This is a genomic window from Streptomyces malaysiensis subsp. malaysiensis (assembly GCF_040653035.1).
Classification (GTDB): Bacteria; Actinomycetota; Actinomycetes; order Streptomycetales; family Streptomycetaceae; genus Streptomyces; species Streptomyces malaysiensis.
This window is the reverse complement of the sequence record NZ_JBEZNG010000005.1, coordinates 37734-56887: the sequence shown is the minus strand read 5'-3', so window position 1 is coordinate 56887 and position 19154 is coordinate 37734. Positions and strand designations below refer to the sequence as shown.

Annotated in this window: 13 protein-coding genes, 2 tRNA genes and 1 pseudogene; 7 read left to right on the top strand and 9 right to left on the bottom strand. The window is 68.7% G+C overall.

Annotated features, from left to right (window positions below; translation table 11 throughout):
- The first annotated feature begins 49 nt into the window (after positions 1 to 49).
- The 3 genes from AB0E24_RS12130 to AB0E24_RS12120 all read left to right on the top strand — a co-directional run bounded on the left by AB0E24_RS12130 (position 50) and on the right by AB0E24_RS12120 (position 3643).
- On the top strand, positions 50 to 901 hold the full coding sequence (locus AB0E24_RS12130; protein ID WP_359376456.1) for a DUF1906 domain-containing protein: 852 nt from the start codon (positions 50 to 52) through the stop codon (positions 899 to 901).
- Between the two features lie 258 nt (positions 902 to 1159).
- Positions 1160 to 1690 (top strand): SigE family RNA polymerase sigma factor, encoded by a 531-nt coding sequence (locus AB0E24_RS12125; protein WP_069861049.1) that lies wholly within the window; start codon positions 1160 to 1162, stop codon positions 1688 to 1690.
- Positions 1691 to 1981: 291 nt separating this feature from the next.
- Positions 1982 to 3643: a long-chain fatty acid--CoA ligase gene (locus AB0E24_RS12120; RefSeq protein ID WP_069861048.1), complete on the top strand. Its 1662-nt coding sequence runs from the start codon at positions 1982 to 1984 to the stop codon at positions 3641 to 3643.
- A 223-nt stretch (positions 3644 to 3866) separates the two neighbouring features.
- On the opposite strand, the gene AB0E24_RS12115 is transcribed toward AB0E24_RS12120, so the two are convergent.
- Together AB0E24_RS12115 and AB0E24_RS12110 are read right to left on the bottom strand one after the other, a co-directional pair.
- Positions 3867 to 8426 (bottom strand): PAS domain-containing protein, encoded by a 4560-nt coding sequence (locus AB0E24_RS12115; protein ID WP_359376454.1) that lies wholly within the window; start codon positions 8424 to 8426, stop codon positions 3867 to 3869.
- A 213-nt stretch (positions 8427 to 8639) separates the two neighbouring features.
- Positions 8640 to 9089 carry an SSI family serine proteinase inhibitor gene (locus tag AB0E24_RS12110; protein WP_069861047.1) on the bottom strand — a complete coding sequence of 150 codons (450 nt, stop codon included), beginning with the start codon at positions 9087 to 9089 and terminating at the stop codon, positions 8640 to 8642.
- A 337-nt stretch (positions 9090 to 9426) separates the two neighbouring features.
- Here AB0E24_RS12110 and AB0E24_RS12105 point away from each other — a divergent pair.
- Positions 9427 to 9517 (top strand) — tRNA-Ser (locus AB0E24_RS12105).
- A gap of 507 nt (positions 9518 to 10024) precedes the next feature.
- A tRNA-Arg gene (locus AB0E24_RS12100) sits at positions 10025 to 10097 on the top strand.
- A 7-nt stretch (positions 10098 to 10104) separates the two neighbouring features.
- Here the strand turns inward: AB0E24_RS12100 and AB0E24_RS46165 are convergent.
- From AB0E24_RS46165 to AB0E24_RS12080, 3 genes and pseudogenes are all read right to left on the bottom strand, one after another.
- Positions 10105 to 11463 (bottom strand): annotated as a pseudogene (locus tag AB0E24_RS46165) (site-specific integrase).
- A 40-nt stretch (positions 11464 to 11503) separates the two neighbouring features.
- Positions 11504 to 11647, bottom strand: a complete 144-nt coding sequence (locus AB0E24_RS12085) for a hypothetical protein (RefSeq protein ID WP_232564592.1) — start codon at positions 11645 to 11647, stop codon at positions 11504 to 11506.
- Positions 11644 to 11982, bottom strand: coding sequence for an SCO3933 family regulatory protein (locus AB0E24_RS12080; RefSeq protein ID WP_359376446.1), 339 nt, complete (start codon positions 11980 to 11982; stop codon positions 11644 to 11646). Before AB0E24_RS12080 ends, AB0E24_RS12085 begins: the two co-directional genes overlap by 4 nt.
- Positions 11983 to 12128: 146 nt before the next feature.
- On the opposite strand from AB0E24_RS12080, the gene AB0E24_RS12075 reads away from it, so the two are divergent.
- On the top strand, positions 12129 to 12569 hold the full coding sequence (locus tag AB0E24_RS12075) for a GntR family transcriptional regulator (RefSeq protein ID WP_283885844.1): 441 nt from the start codon (positions 12129 to 12131) through the stop codon (positions 12567 to 12569).
- Between the two features lie 70 nt (positions 12570 to 12639).
- Here the strand turns inward: AB0E24_RS12075 and AB0E24_RS12070 are convergent, their stop codons facing one another.
- From AB0E24_RS12070 to AB0E24_RS12055, 4 genes are all read right to left on the bottom strand, one after another.
- On the bottom strand, positions 12640 to 13083 hold the full coding sequence (locus tag AB0E24_RS12070) for a hypothetical protein (protein ID WP_232564591.1): 444 nt from the start codon (positions 13081 to 13083) through the stop codon (positions 12640 to 12642).
- A gap of 192 nt (positions 13084 to 13275) precedes the next feature.
- The gene (locus AB0E24_RS12065; RefSeq protein WP_359376442.1) at positions 13276 to 14076 is read right to left on the bottom strand and encodes a pentapeptide repeat-containing protein; all 801 of its coding nucleotides are present in this window, start codon (positions 14074 to 14076) and stop codon (positions 13276 to 13278) included.
- Between the two features lie 720 nt (positions 14077 to 14796).
- Complete coding sequence (locus AB0E24_RS12060) at positions 14797 to 15189, bottom strand: hypothetical protein (RefSeq protein WP_359376439.1); 393 nt, start codon at positions 15187 to 15189, stop codon at positions 14797 to 14799.
- 639 nt (positions 15190 to 15828) lie between these two features.
- Positions 15829 to 17007 carry a protein kinase family protein gene (locus tag AB0E24_RS12055; RefSeq protein WP_283885848.1) on the bottom strand — a complete coding sequence of 393 codons (1179 nt, stop codon included), beginning with the start codon at positions 17005 to 17007 and terminating at the stop codon, positions 15829 to 15831.
- Between the two features lie 914 nt (positions 17008 to 17921).
- Here AB0E24_RS12055 and AB0E24_RS12050 point away from each other — a divergent pair.
- Complete coding sequence (locus AB0E24_RS12050; RefSeq protein WP_359376435.1) at positions 17922 to 19034, top strand: FAD-dependent oxidoreductase; 1113 nt, start codon at positions 17922 to 17924, stop codon at positions 19032 to 19034.
- Positions 19035 to 19154: the final 120 nt, after the last annotated feature.

The following is a 19154-nucleotide window of genomic DNA, read 5'->3' as shown; positions in this document are numbered from 1 at the left end:
CGGTATCGGGCCGCCGAGCTCCACCTTCACTCGTCGTATGACCCGAAGTATGACTCGAAGCAGGCAGAGCGGATGGCAGGTCACGGGCTGGACCGCCGGTCTGGCCGCGGCACTTGCCTCCGCGATCGCCGGTGCCACCCCCGCCGCCTCGGCGGAGGTCCTGCCCGACCCCCGCCCCCTGGGCGCCGAGGTCTACGAGGGCTGGGCCTTCGACACCTGCCATACGCCCTCCCTCGCCACCCTGCGCGCGTGGAACAGCTCCCGCTACCGCGCCGTCGGCGTCTATTACGCCGGCCGTGGCCGGGCCTGTGCGAGCCAGCCGAACCTCACCGTCTCCTGGATGCGCGGCGTCAAGAGCATGAAGTGGCGGGTGCTGCCCATCTTCGTCGGATCCCAGTCCCCTTGCGTCCGCAACACCAACAAGAAGCATGTGCCCATCGGCGGCAAGCCCTTCTCCCAGGGGCAGACGGAGGGCAAGGACGCGGTGGCGCGCGCCAAGGCGCTGTCCCTGAAGAAGCGCAGCGCGCTCTACCTCGACATGGAGGCGTACGACCTGAAGAAGACGAGCTGCGCCGCCAAGACGCTCTCCTTCGTCCGCGGCTGGAACCGCGAGGTCCGCTCGCGCGGCTTCTTCCCCGGCTTCTACAGCAGCGCCGAGTCCGGGGTGCGCCATATGGAGCAGGCCCGCCGGGCCGGGGTCCATGACCTGCCCTCCGTGATGTGGTTCGCGCGCTGGAGTGGTAATGCGTCGCTCTACGGGGAGCCGACGCTGGCCGGGAGCGCGTGGAATCCGCACCGCCGCGTCCACCAGTACAAGGGCAATGTGGATGTGACGCACGGCGGCCGGAAGTTGCGCATCGACCGCAACAAGGTGGACGCGCCGGTCGCAATCATCAAGTGAGCCGCGGTGGGCGCCAGCACGCCCCGGCCTCCGGAAGCGTGACTCCCGGAAAGCCAGGAGAACTCGAAGAGCCCGCAGAGTCCGCAGGACCCGGACGGCCCGGCCGACCCGGAGAATCCCCGGGAAGAACCCTGACCCTCCACCCGCCCCCTCCCCCCGCAGTAGGTGGTGCCAGCCCCACCCGTACACCCTGAGGCTGATCCGCCTTCGGCACTTATGGCCGATCCGCTTCGACCTGCTCGCTTCTAGCGTTGAGCCATGACCACGACCGTGTGCACAGGCGTATCCGCGGCCGCGTTCCCGTCGTTCAGCTCGTACGTACGGGCGCGGGGGCCCGTGCTGCTGCGCACCGCCCGCTCGCTGACCTCCAACGTCTGCGACGCCGAGGATCTGCTCCAGACCGCGCTGACCAAGACGTACCTGGCATGGGAGCGTATCGAGGACCACAACGCGCTGGACGGCTATGTGCGGCGCGCCCTGGTCAACACCCGGACCTCGCAGTGGCGCAAGCGCAAGATCGACGAATTCGTCTGCGATGAGCTGCCCGAGCCCGAGACGGTGCCCGCCCCGGACCCGGCCGAACGGCAGGTCGTCCGCGACGCGCTGTGGCGCGCCGTACTGCGGCTGCCGGACCGTCAGCGGGCGATGGTAGTCCTCAGGTACTACGAGGACCTGAGCGAGGCGCAGACGGCGGAGGTCCTCGGGGTATCGGTCGGCACCGTCAAGAGCGCGGTCTCACGCGCCCTCGGCAAGCTCCGCGAGGACCCGGAGCTCGGCCACACCGCGTGACGGATTTGGGCCGCACCGCATGACGGACTTGGGCCACGCCATGTGACGGATCCCGGCCACGCGGCGTGACCCGACGGGCCGGTAGACGCGATTCCGACCCGGCGGGCGGCCTAGCCCGGCCGAGCGGGCGGTCCAGCCCGGCCGGGCAGGGGACGTGACCCCCACCGGCCGGGAGGCGCGACTCGACAGGGCGGGACGAGACGGGCCCCGGGAGGTAGTGACATACCGGCTGGTCGGCTGCACAATCGGCGGAACCTCTGACCGCGCGTAACCGGAACCCTGGAGGCCCCGGTGCTCAGCACGATGCAGGACGTACCGCTGACCGTGACCCGCATCCTCGTGCACGGGCAACTCGTGCACGGCCGTACGGCCCATGTGACCACCTGGACCGGCGAGGGCGAGCCGCGGCGCCGCAGCTTCCACGAAGTGGGTGTGCGGTCGACCCAGTTGGCGAACGCGCTGCGTGATGAGCTCGGGGTCGAACCGGGGCAGGCCGTGGCCACCTTGATGTGGAACAACACGGAGCATCTGGAGGCGTATCTCGCCGTCCCGTCCATGGGCGCGGTGCTGCACACCCTGAACCTCCGGCTGCCCGCCGATCAGCTCGGCTGGATCGTGAACCACGCCGCCGACCGCGTGATCATCGTCAACGGCTCCGTGCTGCCGCTGCTCGCCCCGATCCTCCCCGGCCTCACCACCGTGAAGCACATCGTGGTCACCGGCCCCGGCGACCGCTCCGTCCTGGACGGCTGCACCGCCCGGGTGCATGACTACGAGGAGCTGATCGAGGGCCGGCCGGGGCAGTACGCCTGGCCGGAGATCGACGAACGCCAGGCCGCCGCGCTCTGCTACACCTCGGGGACGACGGGGGAGCCCAAGGGCGTGGCCTACAGCCACCGGTCCATCTATCTGCACTCGATGCAGGTCAACACCGCCGAGTCGTTCGGGATGTCCGGGGGCGACACCCTGCTGCCGGTGGTGCCCATGTTCCACGCCAACGCATGGGGCACCGCACACGCCGCCTTCATGGCGGGCGCCTCGATACTCATGCCCGACCGCTTTCTCCAGCCCGAGCCGCTCGCCGAGATGATCGAGCGCGAGCGCCCCACCATCGCCGCCGCCGTCCCCACCGTCTGGCAGGGGCTGCTCGCCGAACTCGACACGAAGCCGCGGGAGGTGAGCTGTCTGCGGAACGTCTTCATCGGTGGCTCCGCCTGCCCGCCCTCCCTGATGAAGGCGTACGAGGAGCGCCACGGCATCCGCGTCGTCCATGCGTGGGGCATGACGGAGACCTCTCCGCTCGGCTCGGTGGCCCATCCGCCGGGCGGCCTCTCGGCGGAGGACGCCTGGCCGTACCGGCTGTCGCAGGGCCGCTTCCCGGCGTCCGTCGAATGCCGGCTGATCTCGGCGGACGGCGAACTCGTGCCGTGGGACGGGAAGACGCCGGGGGAGCTGGAGGTGCGCGGGCCGTGGGTCGCGAGCGCGTACTACGGAGGGGCGGACGGCGAGCCGTTCCGCCCCGAGGACAAGTTCACCGAGGACGGCTGGCTGAAGACCGGCGACGTCGGCACCATCACCCCCGACTGCTATCTGACGCTGACCGACCGGGCCAAGGACGTCATCAAGTCGGGCGGCGAGTGGATCTCCTCGGTCGAGCTGGAGAACCAGCTGATGGGCCACCCGGAGGTCGCCGAGGCCGCGGTGGTGGCCGTGCCGGACGAGAAGTGGGGAGAGCGGCCGCTGGCCACGGTGGTGCTGACGGACGGCGCCACGGTCGACTACGCGGACCTGCGGGCCTTTCTCGCCGAACGGGTCGCGCGCTGGCAGCTGCCGGAGCACTGGGCGCTGATCCCGGCGGTGCCGAAGACGAGCGTGGGGAAGTTCGACAAGAAGGTCATCCGCAAGCGGTACGCGGACGGGGAGCTGGATGTGACCACGCTGGGCCGAGGCTGAGGGACGGTGGGGCCGGGGGGGCGCGGGGCGACCGACGCCCCGGCCCCACCGTCGGCAACGCGGCCACCGTAAGGAGGCGGGCGTCTCCTTACGGTGGCCGCGCAGCACCGTAAGGACCGTAAGGATCGCGGGCCGCGCACCACCGTAAGGAGCTTTGAGCGTCCCCTTGAGGAGCTTTGAGTGTCCCCTTACGGTCCGCACGCCTCCGTAAGGCCCGCGGGCGTCAGTTGGTGCCGATCTTCGCCAGCAGGTCCACGATCCGCGCCTGCACCTCCGCGCTCGTCGAGCGCTCCGCGAGGAACAGCACCGTTTCGCCCGATGCCAGCCGCGACAGATTCGCCGGATCGATGTCCGCGGAGGTGTAGACGACCAGCGGGGTGCGGTTGAGCAGCCCGTTGCCGCGCAGCCAGTCGACGATCCCGGCCCTGCGGCGGCGTACCTGCATCAGGTCCATGACCACCAGGTTCGGCCGCATCTGCCCCGCGAGCGAGACCGCGTCCGCGTCCGTCGCCGCGCGGGCGACGTGCATACCGCGCCGTTCGAGCGTCGCCGTCAGCGCCGCCGCGATCGGCTCGTGCTCCTCGATCAGCAGAACGCGCGGCGGATGCTGCTCGCTGTCGCGCGGGGCGAGCGCCTTGAGCAGGACGGCCGGGTCGGCGCCGTACGCCGCTTCCCGCGTCGCCTGGCCGAGCCCCGCGGTCACCAGCACCGGCACCTCGGCCGCGACGGCGGCCGTACGCAGCGACTGGAGCGCGGTCCGGGTGATCGGCCCGGTCAGTGGGTCGACGAACAGCGCCGCCGGGTACGCGGCGATCTGCGCGTCCACCTCCTCACGGGAGTTCACGATCACCGGACGGTAGCCGCGGTCGCTCAGCGCCTGCTGGGTGGACATGTCCGGCGCGGGCCACACGAGGAGGCGGCGCGGGTTGTCCAGCGGCTCGGGCGGCAGCTCGTCGTCGGGCGGCGGGGTGCGGTCGTCGACGATCTCGACGGCGCCATTGGGCCCGTCCAGCGGCTCCGGCCCCTCGGCGCCCTCGTCCGGCGCGCCGATGGCGAACGTACGGCCCGAGCTCTGCGACGGGCCCGCCGCACGCTGCGGCTGCGCCCCCGGCCCCGGCTGGGGGCGGGGCTGCGCGCCGGTCTGCGGCCCGGGGTGCGGTTGCGGTCCGGTGTGCGGCTGCTGGCCGCCGTGCGCATGCGGCCCGGTGTGGGGATGCGCCCGGCTGCCGGCCGGCTGGAGTTCGGCCGAGGCGCCCTGGTCCGTCATCTCCGGGCGGGCGGCCAGCTTGCGGCGCCTGCCGCCCCCGGTGCTGGTGCCTCCGGAGGGAGTCTGGGGCTGGCCCTGCGGCGGGCGGCCCTGCGGCTGGCCTTGCGGAGCCTGGCCCTGAGGGTGCTCCCCCACCTGCTGGGCGAACGGCACCCCTTGGCCCAGGGTGCGCACGCTGATCGAGCGCCCCTGGGTGGTGTCCGCGCTCGGCGGGGCCTCGGCGGGCAGCGGCTGCGGACGGGGCTGCGCGGGCGCGTCCGGCCACTGCGCCGGCTGCTGGGCGGGTGGCTGGGTCGGTGGGTGCCCGCCCGTCTCCGCGGGCTGCGGACCGGCCTGTGCCGCCTCCGGCTGCTCCTCGGCGAGCGGGCGGCGGGCGCGGCGTCGTCCGGTGGGCGGGGTTTCCGGTGGTTGGCCGCCGCTGGTGTTCTGGCCCCAGTTGGGTTGCTGTTCCTGGGGGGTGCGGGCCGGGGGGAGTGCGGGCATGCCCGACGCGGCCGGCTGGGCGGGGCCGGAGCCCTGGGCCTGCGGCTGGGGCCGACGCGGGTCCTGGCCCTGCGCCTGGGCGGGGTCGGACGGCCAGCCCCCGGGCCGCGCGGCGCCGTTGGGCGGTACGGGCTCGCCTCGTACGGCCAGGCCCCCGCCCTGCTGCGGCTGGGGCGCGCCCCGCCCGTCGCGGGTGCCGTGCTGTGCGGGGACGAGCCCGGCCGGGCCGAGCTCCGGCGGCATCGCGCCGGGCTGCGCCCGGTCGGCGGCGGCCGGGGGCAGCGCGAAGGGGGAGCGGACGAGACCGGGCTCCCCGGCTGCCTGCGGCTGCGGTTGTGGCTGGGCCTGCTGTGGCTGTGGCTGTGGTTGGGGCTGTGGCTGGCCGGGGGCCTGCGCCTGGGCCTGGTCGGGCGTCGGCGACTCCGGCGCATCGGCCAGTGCGCGGCGGGCGCGGCGTCGTCCGGTGGGCGGGGTTTCCGGTGGTTGGCCGCCGCTGGTGTTCTGGCCCCAGTTGGGCTGCTGTTCCTGGGGGGTGCGGGCCGGGGGGAGCGCGGGCATGCCCGACGCGGCCGGCTGGGCGGGCTGCTGAGGCGTGTCGGAGGGCGCCGCGGGCAGGGCGAGGGCGGGTCGGCCGCCCGCGCCCTGCGCGGGGGCACCGGCGGCCGGAGGGCCGCCCTGCTCCTGCGCCGGGGCGCCGCGCCGGGCTCGGCGGCCCTGGGGCTGCTGCTGGGCGGGAATGCCCTGAGGCGGCACAACGCCCATGGCGGCGGGGCCCGTCGGCTGCGGACCGGCCGCTTCCGGTGCACCGCCGCGAGCGTGGCGATGACTGCCGGTGGGGGCTCCCTCGGCGTTCTGGGCGGGGTTCGCCGCCGCGACCGCCGACGGGTCCTCGTCCGGGTGGGGGCGCGCCCGGCGCCGCCCGGTGGGCCGTGGGGCGTCCGCGGGCTCGACCGCGCTCCCCTGCTGGCCCGCGGTGTTGTCGCCGACGACCGCGGGCAGCGCGGCGGGCGCGCCCGGGGCGCCCTGCTGGGCGGCGGTGCGCGGGTCGGCGGTACGGGGATCGGCCGTACGAGGGTCAGCTGTGTTCGGGTCGGCCTTACGGAGGTTGGGCGGAGGCGTACCGCCCTGTGTGCCGCCGCCCTGTGTGCCGTTGCCCTGCGTACCGCCGCCGCTGGTGTCGCCTGGTGCGCCGCTGGGGGCCGTGCCGTGCCGGCCGTGGCGTGCGGCCGGGATCTGGCCGCTGGGGTTGCCGCCCGCGGTGCCCGTACCGGCGCCTGCACCCGTACCGGCACCCGCGCCCGTACCCACTCCGGTGCCCGTACCGGAGGTGCCCTGCCCCCGCGTACCGTCGCCCTGTCCGGCGGCGTTGCCGTCCACGCGCTCCTGCTCCGCGGCGGCCGCCGCCGAGATCGGCACCTCCAGGACGTAGGCGTGACCGCCCATGCCCGGCATCTCATGGGTCTGGAGCACGCCCCCGTGCTGGCGCACGATCCCGCGCACGATCGGCTCGTGCACCGGGTCGCCGCCCGCGTACGGTCCGCGGACCTCGATCCGTACGACATCGCCGCGCTGGGCCGCCGCGACCACGATCGTGGAGTCGCTCGCCGAGGCGCCCGCTGCGGTGTTGCCGGTGGAGTCGACCCCGGCGACGTCCGCGATCAGATGCGCGAGCGCCTGGGCGAGCCGCTCCGGGTCCACCTCGGTGTCGATCGGCGGCGCGTGCACGGCGAACTGCGCGCGCCCCGGGCCGATCAGCTCGACCGCGCCCTCGACACCGGCCGATACGACCTCGTCCATCGAGACCGTACGGCGGGCCAGCTCCTCGCCGTCCGCGTCGAGCCGCTGATAGCTCAGGACGTTGTCGACGAGCGTGGTCATCCGGGTGTAGCCGGCGGCGAGGTGGTGCAGGATCTGGTTGGCCTCGGGCCACAGCTGCCCGGCCGGGTCGTCGGCGAGCACACCGAGCTCATGGCGCAGCTGGAGCAGCGGTCCGCGCAGCGACTGGTCCAGCACGGCGAGCAGCTGGCCGTTCCGGGCGGTGACGGACTCCAGCTGTGCCGCGTACCGCGCGCGCTCCTCGGCGAGCTGCGCTTGCAGCTCCTCCAGGGCCTTGGTGTGCTGGGTGGTGAGCTCCTCCACCTCCTCGGCGTGCCGGGCGGTGAGGCTCTCCACCTCCTCCGTGTGCCGGGTGGTGAGGCTCTCGACCTCCTCGGCGTGCTGGGCCGCCATGGCCGTCTCGGGACGCCGGTCGGTGAAGGTCAGCACGGCGCCCACGAGTTGCTCGCCGTCGCGGACGGGCGCGGTGGTCAGATCGACCGGGACCTCGCCGCCGTCCTTCGCCCACAGCACCTGGCCACGCACCCGGTGCTTGCGGCCGGAGCGCAGGGTGTCGGCGAGGGGCGACTCCTCGTACGGGAAGGGGGAACCGTCCGGGCGCGAGTGGTGTACAAGAGAGTGAAGCTCCTGACCGCCCATGTCGCTGGCCCGGTAGCCGAGGATCTGCGCGGCGGACGGGTTGACGAGGACCACCTTGCCCTCGGTGTCCACGCCGACCACGCCCTCCGCCGCCGCGCGCAGGATCATCTCGGTCTGGCGCTGCTGACGGGCGAGTTCGGCCTCGGTGTCGAGCGTCCCGGTCAGGTCGCGCACGATGAGCATCAGCAGCTCATCGCCGGTGTAGCTGTACTGATCGGCGTAAGGAGTCCGCCCGTCCTCCAGATTCGCGCTGGTCACCTCGACGGGGAACTGCGCCCCGTCGGTGCGCCGGGCCATCATCCGGGTGGGCTTGATGCCGTCCCGCTGTGCCTCGTCGGGGCGCCGCATCGACCCGGGAATGCGATTGGGATCGAAGGAGGGAAGCAGATCGAGCAGACCACGGCCGACCAGGGCAGTGCCCGGAGCCTCGAAGGACTCCAGCGCGATGTGGTTGGCGTTGACGATCGTGCCGTTGCAGTTGACGAGCAACAGCGCGTCCGGCAGGGCGTCGAGTATCGCCGCGAGGCGAGCAGCGCCTCGGGATGGCCTGCTGCTCACGACGACGCTTCCTCCCTGGCTACCGCACCTTGCTGACACCCGCGGTCATTTTGCCGTCCCATCTGCGGAGTGTCTCTAGGGGAGTCTACGGGCACCAGGGCCAGGCGCGACGGCGGATGAGAGGGAGGTCGCAGCGCGACGTACGCGTCTCGGCGCACGCCCGGACAAACTTCACCGAGCTCTCCTCTTCTCACTCCAGACCCAATCCCCAGGTCAGCTCCCAGGAGTGCGCAAAACGACCGAGAACCGGTTCCACCGGGCGATTTCACATCCATTGGTGCGGTTGAACCAGGCGTTGACGGGACGCCCCGCCCAATGGCCGGTCACCCGAGCCGTGATCGGCCCGCCGTACTGCCCGGTGCACATCGCGTCCGGCGGCACCGGCGCGAACGGATCCCGGCCCCACACGGTCTGCGAATCCAGCTGTGCACACGCGGCCCGCGCCCGGGGATGCGTACCGCCGGTCGGGTGGCAGTCCAGCACATAGGTCGCGGCGTCATCGGGATCACCGGTCTCGCTCACGGTGATCACGAGCCGGTCCGCGCTCTCCCCGTCGAACGGCAGGGGCAACGGCAGCGGCGTGGCCCCGGCGGGAGCCAGCGCACCCACGGTGGCGGCGGTCGTCAGGGCGGCGGTGACGGCGAGGCGGTGCAGCAGGGGCATGGAGGCACTCCTGGTGGTGATCAGAGGGGGCGCGCTGCCCCTGCCCCCTCTAACGCGCCGCCGAGGCGCGCGTTGCGCCGCCATAAGGGGCTGCGTACGGGGGCTGTGTACGGGGCTGTGCCGGCCGTAAGGGCGCCGCTCGGCGTAAGGGCCGCGCGGGCCATAAGGCTCCCCGCGGCCGTACGGCCCGCACGCCGCCGTACGGGCCGCGCCCCCACAAGGGCTTTGCGATGGGCCCCGCCCGCCGAGTACCGTGGTCCGCGATTGGTGACATCCCACTGGGCTGTGACATCATCTGCACACACCGCCTCGCGCTCGCGCGAGCGACCGGTGTGCTGGAGGCTTCGCCTAGTCTGGTCTATGGCGCCGCACTGCTAATGCGGTTTGGGCCCTAAAGCCCATCGAGGGTTCAAATCCCTCAGCCTCCGCTCTCCGATCAGGGAGCCCGTGCCGATGGCCCGGGCTCCCTGTGTCGTTCCGGCGGGAACTGTGAATGATCGCGGGACCGGACCGGCGCCGGACTGGAACAGACCGGATCGGACTGGGCCGGGACCGGACTGGAGCGGACCGGACTGGGCTGGGACCGGGCTGGAGCGGACCGGAGCGACGCCGACGGCCCCGCTCTCCCCCTTTACTCCGGCCGCTGCGAACGACCCCGCCCAGCCGCCCCGGACCAGATGGACGCCAAGCCTTCGGCGGTGACGACGTAGCGTGACTGATCGGTATCCCTCGGTGGCACCCGCCCTCGCTACGCAAGCGTCGCGCGACGCGGAACCCAGCTCTCCGGCGCCTTGCAACGGCCGTCCCGGCGCCCCCTGAAAATGGCGTTTCCGCAGGTCAGTAGGGGTATGGGAAACGGATTTCGCCTGACGGCGCAGGTCATGTAATGTTGTCCCCGCAACGCCGACCGGCAAGAAAAACCGCCGGGAAGCCAAGCGCTCGTAGCTTAACGGATAGAGCACTTGACTACGGATCAAGAGGTTGCAGGTTCGAATCCTGCCGAGCGCGCACCAGCTCAGAGGCCCCTTCCAGTGATGGAAGGGGCCTCTTGCGTTACCCGTTGACGGCGGTCGTTGACGGCAACCGCCGCGCGCCTCGATCGGACGGCGACCAGAGCGTCACCCGCGCCGTCATCGTCGTCCGGGCCGTCGCCGTCACGAAGGGCATCCCCGACGCGGTCGAAAGCGGAGCGCTGCGAGTCCAGCCGGACGAAGGTGTAGACGTCCATCGTCACGCGGATCGAACTGTGCCCGAGCATTTCCATGATCATCCGGGCGTCGGCCCCTGCTCGTGGAGCAGAGACGCACAGGTATGGCGGAGATCATGGAACCGGACGCGTCGGACGCCTGCCTTGTCGCACAGGAGAGCGAAGGCACAGTTCAGGTTGCGCGGCTCGATCGGTGTCCCGTTCTTCGTGGTGAACACGAGATCGCTGCTGCCGCCCTTCCACTTCTCTCCCGCCACCAGCCGATCCCCGCGTTGCTGGGCACGGCGAGCCCGGAGCGCCGTCACACACTCGGCGGGCAGCGCCACCCGCCGGGCGGACCTCTGAGTCTTCGGGGCCGAGATCAGCAGCTCCCCATTCACGCGCTGGAGCGTCTGGCGGATAGTGAGCGAGCCGCCCACCAGATCTACGTCCTTCCACCGAAGGCCGAGTACCTCACCGCGCCGCAGGCCAATCCGTACGGCCAACTCGTACACCGCCCAGAGCCGGTTGCCCCGTGCCGCCGTCAGGAGCTGACGCCTTTCCCTCACGGTCAGCGGCTCTATCTCGCGCTTGGTGCCCATGCCCAGCTCCACGTTCTTGGCCACGTTGCGCGGCAACTCGTCCTCCCGCACAGCGTGCTCCAGCGCGGCCCGCAGTAGCACCAGGAGGAACCGCACGGTCCGATCGGACGGGTACGCCTTGCAGCACTTGCCCAGCGCACAGCAGCGGCGTTTCCGTTCCGGGCGTGCTTTGTCCTTCCCCTGAGCGCAGCACTGGCACCTACGGGCCGTGGTGGCGAGGAAGGCCCGGATGTCCCGCGCGGTGAGCCGCGTCAGCTTCTTCTTCCCGAGGCCCGGAGCGAGGTAGTTCCGCACGAGGGAGTCATAAGCGGCGTACGTGGCCGGACGGACCTTGATGCGTGCGACGTTGGCCAGCCAGTACGTCAGGAAGTCGCCCAGACTCTGTTTGCTCGTGGCGACGGGGAGCCCGTTGTTGGACTCGGCCTTTGAGCCTGGTCAGCTTGTCGTGGGCGTCATCGCAGGTCTTCCCGTAGACACTGCGTCGCTTGTGCGTGCCGTCGGCCGTCAGGACGTACGCGATGCCCTCCCAACGCCCATCCTTGCGCTGGTAGATGCTTCCCCCGCCGTTCGCGTTCTCCTTGTTCATGTAGAGGAATCGCTACAGGGATTGCCGGAGTTCCAGCAGGTCACGGTCCAGATGCGAGCTTGGGATAGCCGTGCGACTCGATCGCCTTGGCCACGTCGAAGGCCAAGCCGTTCGTGAACCGCGAGTCGTCATCCCCGCTCTCCGGCGCGACCGGATAGACGGGCTCAGGGGCGGCGGCCTTCACTTGACCAGCTCCAGCGCCGCCGCCCGGTAGGCCACGCCGTTGGACAGCTGACCGTTGAAGACCCGCGCCCACGGAGTGGCGAACAGCTCCGCCACCCGCACCGGCATCCCTGGTTGAAGCCCACCCGACAGACCGCTCTCCGGCACGGTGATCTTCATCTGCTCCGCGCGACCCTCCTCCATGAGGAAGACGGTCAGGATGTGCAGTGTCTCCCCGGTGTCGAGATCGGTGGCGACCTCACCCGTGTCGGGGTTCTTGACCTTCGGCACCGGGAGGGTGCCAGCGATGAACTGAGTGGAGGGCAGCAGCCCCACGCGGATACGGGTCATAGCCATGCTCGGACTCCCTTTCGTGGCCGACCGCTTGTGCGGCCGGGGCACCAGCTATGACCCAGCCAGGCTGGCTAGGTCAAGCGAGCTAGCCATGGGAATGGCGAGGGTTTGGGTGTGTTTAGGTGGGCTAACACGGCTACCCTTGGACCATGACGCCGTCGACGCACGACGCCCGTCCGCCGTATCAGCAGGCGGCCGATGCCCTCCGGAGCGAGATCAAGGCGGGCAAGCTCAAGCCGGGGGAACAGCTCCCCTCGCACCGCGAGTTGCAAGAGCGATTCGGCATCGCCAACATGACCGCCCGCAGCGCTCTTCGCGTGCTCCGGGAAGAGGGCTTCATCTACACCGTGCAGGGGCGCGGCAGCTATGTAGTCGACGCGATCGGCCCCAGCGGTGAGGTGATCGAGGCCAAGCGCTACACGTCTCCCCAGAAGACGGCCGGAACGGCCGAGGCTCCGACGAGCACAGAACCCACCGGAACCCTCACCGAAGCACTTCTAGAGGTCCGGGACCAGCTCCGCACCTTGAACGCGGAGGTCCAGACCCTCAAGCGGGAAGTCGCTGAACTGAAGTCGCGGCAGCACTCGTAGACCGTTCTCACCGGGGGCTCTCCCGGAGATGACGGCCTTTCCGTTGGATACTTCCTCGCCCTTTGATCGATCACTCTTCTGGTACGGCGGGGCGGTACAGCGCCAGGAAGCCGCCAAGCAGAGCGAACGCGAAAAGGAACAGCTCCGTTTCTACCCTGCTGACGCCGCCTTCGGCCACCTGAGTCCCGAGAACGATCCACGTCGCCGATCCCATGGAAACCAGTAGGTGATTGTCTCGCTCCCGTAGCAGCCGCATCCCTACCCACAGCAGCAGTGGCACCAGCGTCAACCAGGCGAGTGTGGCCAGCACGCCCTCGATGAACCCTGCACCGATGCCTCCTTCCGGTTTGGCCTGTTGCGCTTCTAACTCCCACTCCTTGGCGGACTCCCAGATCCAGTAAGTCGCATGGGCAGCGGCTGCCGTGACGCCGCCGCCCTTTATCCAACGGCATAGCCTGCTACTCAACATGGCTTCACCTTTCACACCACAGCCCTCGCACACCTGAGTACGCATACTCAAAAGGGTGTGGCTCCTTTGGAGGGACGGTTTCTCCCGTGTAGGCCGGCGGGCCGAAAGCTCCCAGATGATTCCTCAGGCTATGGCGACGACCTCCTAGCGGATCTTGCTCATGGCCGATACGGTTACCTGTTGCGTTCGCCCGAGGGTCATCTGCATTGCGTGCGATCGACTTGGCAAAGTCCCAGTTCAACCAATCCCTCCAGAAGAACCACGCCAGGCTAAGATATCGACGCCGAGGGCGTTGGGGTGTGTAACAGGCGGCTCCGTGCGGTGGAGGTCTATGGCACCGTCGAAATCCGCTCCGGCGAGGTTCGCGCTGTGGAAATCCGCTCCGGTGAGAATCGCGTCGTGGAATGCCGCGCCGTAAAGCCTCGCGTCGGACAATATCGCGCCAACGAGGACCGCGCTGGAGAAGTTTGCGTCGCGGAGGTCGGCGCCGCCAAGGACCGCATGGGTGAGGTCTGCACCGCAGAGGACGGCTCCAGTGAGATCCGCATTGCAAAGATCCGCACCCTTGAGGTGCAGATATTCAAGGCTGATTGGCTGGGTGCGATCGGCGTGAAGACGGGATGCGGGGCAGGTGAGTGCAGTCAAGGCAGCCTGTACGTCGGCCTCGGGAATCTCGTCAATTTCGGGCATGCCAAGCGGGATCTCGCGTCTGCGGGTGGTCTGCTCAAGTGCTGTGCGGAGTGCAGCAGCACCCAGCTCGCCCTTTGAGGCGGGGCGTTGCTTGGGCTGAGTGCGAGGGGCGCGGTCACGGATGAAGGCGTTCAAGACGAGGGCGGCTTGGGGAGCCTGACCGGGGGAGTCCTGCACAATCTGTTTCAGCGCCACGACCCCGCCGAGGCGTACGTACATCTGCTCCGAGTCCAGCCGCTCAAGGGCTTTGGTGAATCGGTCGGTGACTTGGCCGTGGCGGGCAAGCCGGTAGTTCCGTGCGGTGTACAGCAGCGCTACGACACCACCAAGCGCTGCGGTGATCTGCACGATCGCTAGCCGATACTGCCCCTCAGCTTGTGTTCGTGTCTCCGCCGTTAAGTGATCCCACTCGGGCCGAGTCATCGGGACTAAGGCACGTATCAGGGCCCCACCCCACCACCACAGAATTGCGCTTAGAACCCCGACAGCGACGGTCGCCCCGGCCGCGCGGAGCATCGCCGCTCGGCTGCGCCACCCCCGTACTTTGTTGACCATACAGACAGAACACCACGCGGCTCGCCGCCCAGGCGCGGAACTTGAGGGAAATTAGAGCTGGGTGTGGCTCCTTTGGAGGGACGGTTTCTCCTGTGCAGACCTGCGGGCTGGCAGTTCCCAGATGATCCCTCAGGCCATGGCGACGACCTCCTAGCGGATCTTGCTCATGGCCGATATGGTCACCCGCTGCGTTCGCCCGAGGGTCATCTGCATTGCGTGCGATCGACTTGGCAAAGTCCCAGCTCAGCCAGCCTCGCAGAGGAGCCTCGGTTCACTCAGGGGTGGCTGCCATCAAATCAAGTCTGTTGGCGTGCACCTCTAAAGCCAAGTTCTCCGGGCTTGGGCATGGTGGTCCAGTGCCGCAGATCGAAACGGGTGGCCTGCGGCTGCGCTTGCTACGACCGTCGTTAGTAGCCGTCACCGGTCGTCGCTGAGCGACCTCGGACGGTCCAGGGACGACCCAGGACTCAGCCAACACGGAGCGAAGCACCCCATCGCCAGCGCCGCTTCTCGTCACTCAAGCGGCACGGGAACGGCTGGGAGCTGTTCCCTATAGGGCCATGTGAAGGTGCGGTCCGGTTCAAGGTGGGCCTCTCCCCAGTGGATGACGTGAATGCTGTTCTCGGCGTCCGCAGTGAAGAACACGCAGACGAGCCTTGTAGAAGCTCCTAGCTCCTCGAAGGCTTCGTGCAGCCCCAGGTACTCCTCCGTCGCCAGACCGCCGTCGACCTCGAACAGGCCGTCCGGGGACTGCGGCCCGTGTGCCTGGAACAACCGACGGCGAGTGGGCGACACGTTGGCGGGCAACCGGGCACGGTCCAGAGACCTCGGCCTGTCTGCGTACCGGAACGGGAAGATCGCGTGATCGTTGATCACCGCATACTCATATCCGCGCACGTCCCGCACGGACTCCCTCAGCTTCCGCGCTGTCTCCGCCAGGTTCTTCCGTACCAGCCCTGCCAGGGCGACACCGTATGGACTCCGCTTCTTCAGCCCTGCCGCGAGGTGCGCAGCATGAGCCTTCGCGTGCGCTTTAGTCAGCTGCACCGGGACGGCAGCGGCGACCGCGCCGGCATGCTGCCCAAATCGTTCGATGGTCCAGGCCGACGGCCCCACCGCATGAGCACCCGATACAGACAATGCGTCCCCCTCTGCCCGATCACCCCGTTTTCAAGTATGTGACACGTACATGAAGGGGACACAAGAGGGCGATCTGGCCACGGGAGGCCACAGTTCCTCGCTCCTCAGAACAGCCACAACTGATCATTGGCGGCCGTGACCTGCGGCCGTCTTCTGGATCACTGCTCTGAACTGCCGTGCAGCTGTCGCCAGTTGTCAGCGTTAGTCGCCAACGAGCGCCCTTCCACGGCCCCAGCACTGCCCGGGAGGGCGCTCGTGTGTGAGCACCGCATTAGGAGTTCGATCCGAGCCCGTTCCAGGTGCTGCTGATGGTCGGTGTGACGGGCAGGCGGGGGTGTTGCTGTACATGCCCGTCCAACACCGCTGATGTCAGCCGTGGATGTCAGAGGGCTTCACCCCTAAGTGTTATGCCGGAGCATCCGTGGGCGGCGGGGTGGATTCCAGTCTCTCGACGTCACCAATTAGTTCGCGCACGCTCCCGTACCGATGGGCAACATCATGTGCCGCGCATTTCCGCACGATCTGGCTCGGCGCATCATCTTGGGACATCAGAGCCTCTCTTCCAGTGAAGATATAGGAAAGCACCCAGCCGATCGAGTAGATTTCATTGCGTACGCCGTAGTCTTTGAAGTTCGCCAGGAGGGGGTCCCGATAGGTTCCCCGCATCTCTGTCTTTGTTCGTGTGAACTCGGAATTCTTGTCCTTGGCGAGGCCGAAGTCTGACAGCTTTACAAGGACGGCCCCACCGTTAAAGGTCTTCACCAGAACGTTTTGGAGGCTGACATCGCGGTGAAGTAAGCCTTCGCTGTGGATGTAATTGACGCCGTACAGGAATTGCAGCGCAATTCTCTTCCGTGACGAAAATGGCAACGTGTTGTTGCGCTTCTTGATATACTTGCGGAGCGTGGACTCGCAAAACTCCATCAGGTATTCATTGCGAGTTGCGTCGTACTGGAATACCTCAACTATGTACGGGAATCTTAGGCGCTTGAGGATCTCGAATTCTTGCCGGAACCGATGAAGATCCCGTTCGCTCATGTCCTTGTTGGCGCGCTTGACGGCGAATTTGATTCCGTAGTCAGGATCGGTGAACGAGAACACCTTGGCGTACGAGCCTTCGCCTATCAGCTGCAACTGAGTGCGCTGGCTGGACTTCTTCAGTTTGATCTCGGTGTCTGGGCGAGAAAAAACTGGCTCGTATTTGGTGATTGCAATTTGCTCGAAGTCGTCCGGGATGGTGCTGCCCCCGCTGCGCGCTAGCCAAGGCTGGCACCTCTTTATTGCACCTATGTAGGACTCTGCGAGGTGTACCTGTATTCCGGCATGCTTGAGAGAATCAAGGAAATTGGTGACTTCCTTGATGAGTGCGAGCATTTCCCTGCTTTGCTCGGCCCAGTAGTGGTGGGTCGTCTCCGCTCTGTTGTTGATGGATTCGAAATGCTCGTTTAGCTGTTCGTGAAGGCTGGCGAAGGCGCGGCCGAATCGAGGATCACTCACATACAGGCGGAGGAAAGAATTCGAAACTTTCGTGTCTGCATAAGAATTCGAGAGGTCGGTCAGCATCAACTCGGTAGGGTCAGCCATTTTTTATCCTCCTGGCGGTTGCTTTTTGCTCGCCTTCCTCTTTTGGTACCTAGCCAGGTTAAGGTTTGTTTTGGGCTTGCGGGGTGAGGATCCAGGAAAAGGGCAAGGCGGGGCGACCCGCTCACGACTCGCCCCAGCTCCCATCCCGTCCGCCATGGACCACGCCCGCTCCACATGCGTGTGGGTCGATGGCGGACGGGATGGGAGCTCCTCGCAACCACCCACGGATCCGCATCCGGCAGCGCTCCCCCGGCTCCCGGGGCCGACCGATCCCCCACCGTAGGCATCGTCTTTGACGGCGAGTTGGGCAGTGCGATCGCCCGCTTCACTGCCCGGTCCAGCCACACCTGGCGGGCGTAGGCGCAGCGCCCGTAGCGCGGGCCGAAGGCATGAGCGCGAAGGGCGGCGGAGCCGGGAGCCCGTCCGGCGGAGCGGAGCGCAGCAGGTCTTGAAGAGGCAGAGAAGATTGGATCGCTCAGGCTGGGTTGTACCCCAATCTCTGAGCGGCCAGGACTGCATGCAGTTCGGGCCACTGGTAGCCGCAGTTGACATCAACGCTGACATCAACGAGGGCACACACAACCGGTCAGCCGCTCGCCGTGACTGGCTGTCGGGGAGGTTGCGCGGAGCCCTGCCAGCCCCCTGCCCGAACCTGCGGATCAAGAGGTTGCAGGTTCGAATCCTGCCGAGCGCGCACCAGCTCAGAGGCCCCGTTCCATTCATGGAACGGGGCCTCTGGCGTGTGTGGTGACAGTAACGGCAGACCCGGAACGTTCGGGCGCGGAGACGCGGTGTCAGTGATATGTCGGGGTGGTCGGGCCGGTGCCGGTGGATTGTCGGGGGAGGGGCTGGAGCCTTGCCGGAGAGCCTGTCGGGTGCCCGTCCGGCAGGCGTGCGACAGGCAAGGAAACAGCATGACCACTCACGTCACGATCATCGGTGCCGGACTTGGCGGCCTCACGCTCGCCCGCGTCCTGCACGTCCACGGCATCCCGGCCACCGTCTACGAGGCGGAGGTCTCTCCGACGGCGCGTTCGCAAGGCGGGATGCTCGACATCCACGACTACAACGGCCAACTGGCTGTGCGGGCGGCCGGTCTGATGGATGAGTTCCGTAGCATCGTCCTGGAGGGCCGTCAGGCGGTGCGGGGCCTCGACCAGGAGGGAAACGTCCTGGTCGACGAACCCGACGACGGTGCGGGCGGACGCCCTGAGGTGCAGCGCGGCGAACTGCGGCAGATGCTGCTCGACTCGCTCCCGGCGGGCACCGTCCGGTGGGGGCACAAGGTCAGCGGTGTTCGTGGCCTTGGCGACGGCCGCCATGAGGTGACCTTCGCGGACGACAGCACCGTCGTCACGAGCCTGCTGGTCGGCGCGGACGGCGCGTGGTCTCGGGTCCGGCCGGTGCTTTCCACCGCCAGCCCCGTGTACGCCGGTACGTCGTTCGTCGAGACCTACCTGTTCGACGCCGACACGCGGCACCCTGCTGCCGCGAAGGCGGTCGGTGGCGGGTCGATGTTCGCAGGCGATCAGGGCAAGAGGCAGATCGGGGCTCAACGAGAGAAAGGCGGGACCCTTCACGTCTACGCGATGCTGTCCGAGCCGCTGGACTGGTTCGGCGGTATCGACTTCGCCGATCCCGCCGCGGCCGCCGCACAGATCGCGCAGGCGTTCGACGGCTGGGCGCCGGAACTCACCGCCCTGATTACCGACAGCGACACCGCACCGGTTTTGCGCCCCCTCTACACGCTGCCGGCCGGGCACCGGTGGGACCGGGTGCCAGGGGTGACCTTGGTCGGCGACGCCGCCCACCTCATACCCCCGAACGGCGAGGGCGCCAACCTGGCCATGCTGGACGGCGCCGAACTCGGCGAGGCCCTCGTCACGCACCCCGGCGACATCGAGACCGCTCTGTCCGCATATGAGCAAGCGATGTTCCCTCGCAGTGCCGCGCAGCTCGCGACGGCCGAAGACCCTGACAATCCCACGCTCGAGGACGTGATCAAGCTCTTCGCCCGGGACGAGTAGATCTCGTCAGCCGCCGGCTGAGGCCGCCACGGTGACGGTCACTTGGCTCAGGTATCTCGATCGCTCCGGCCGGTCGTCCGCTCTTGTGGGGGTGGGCCGCCGGAGGATGCGTGGTCCGTA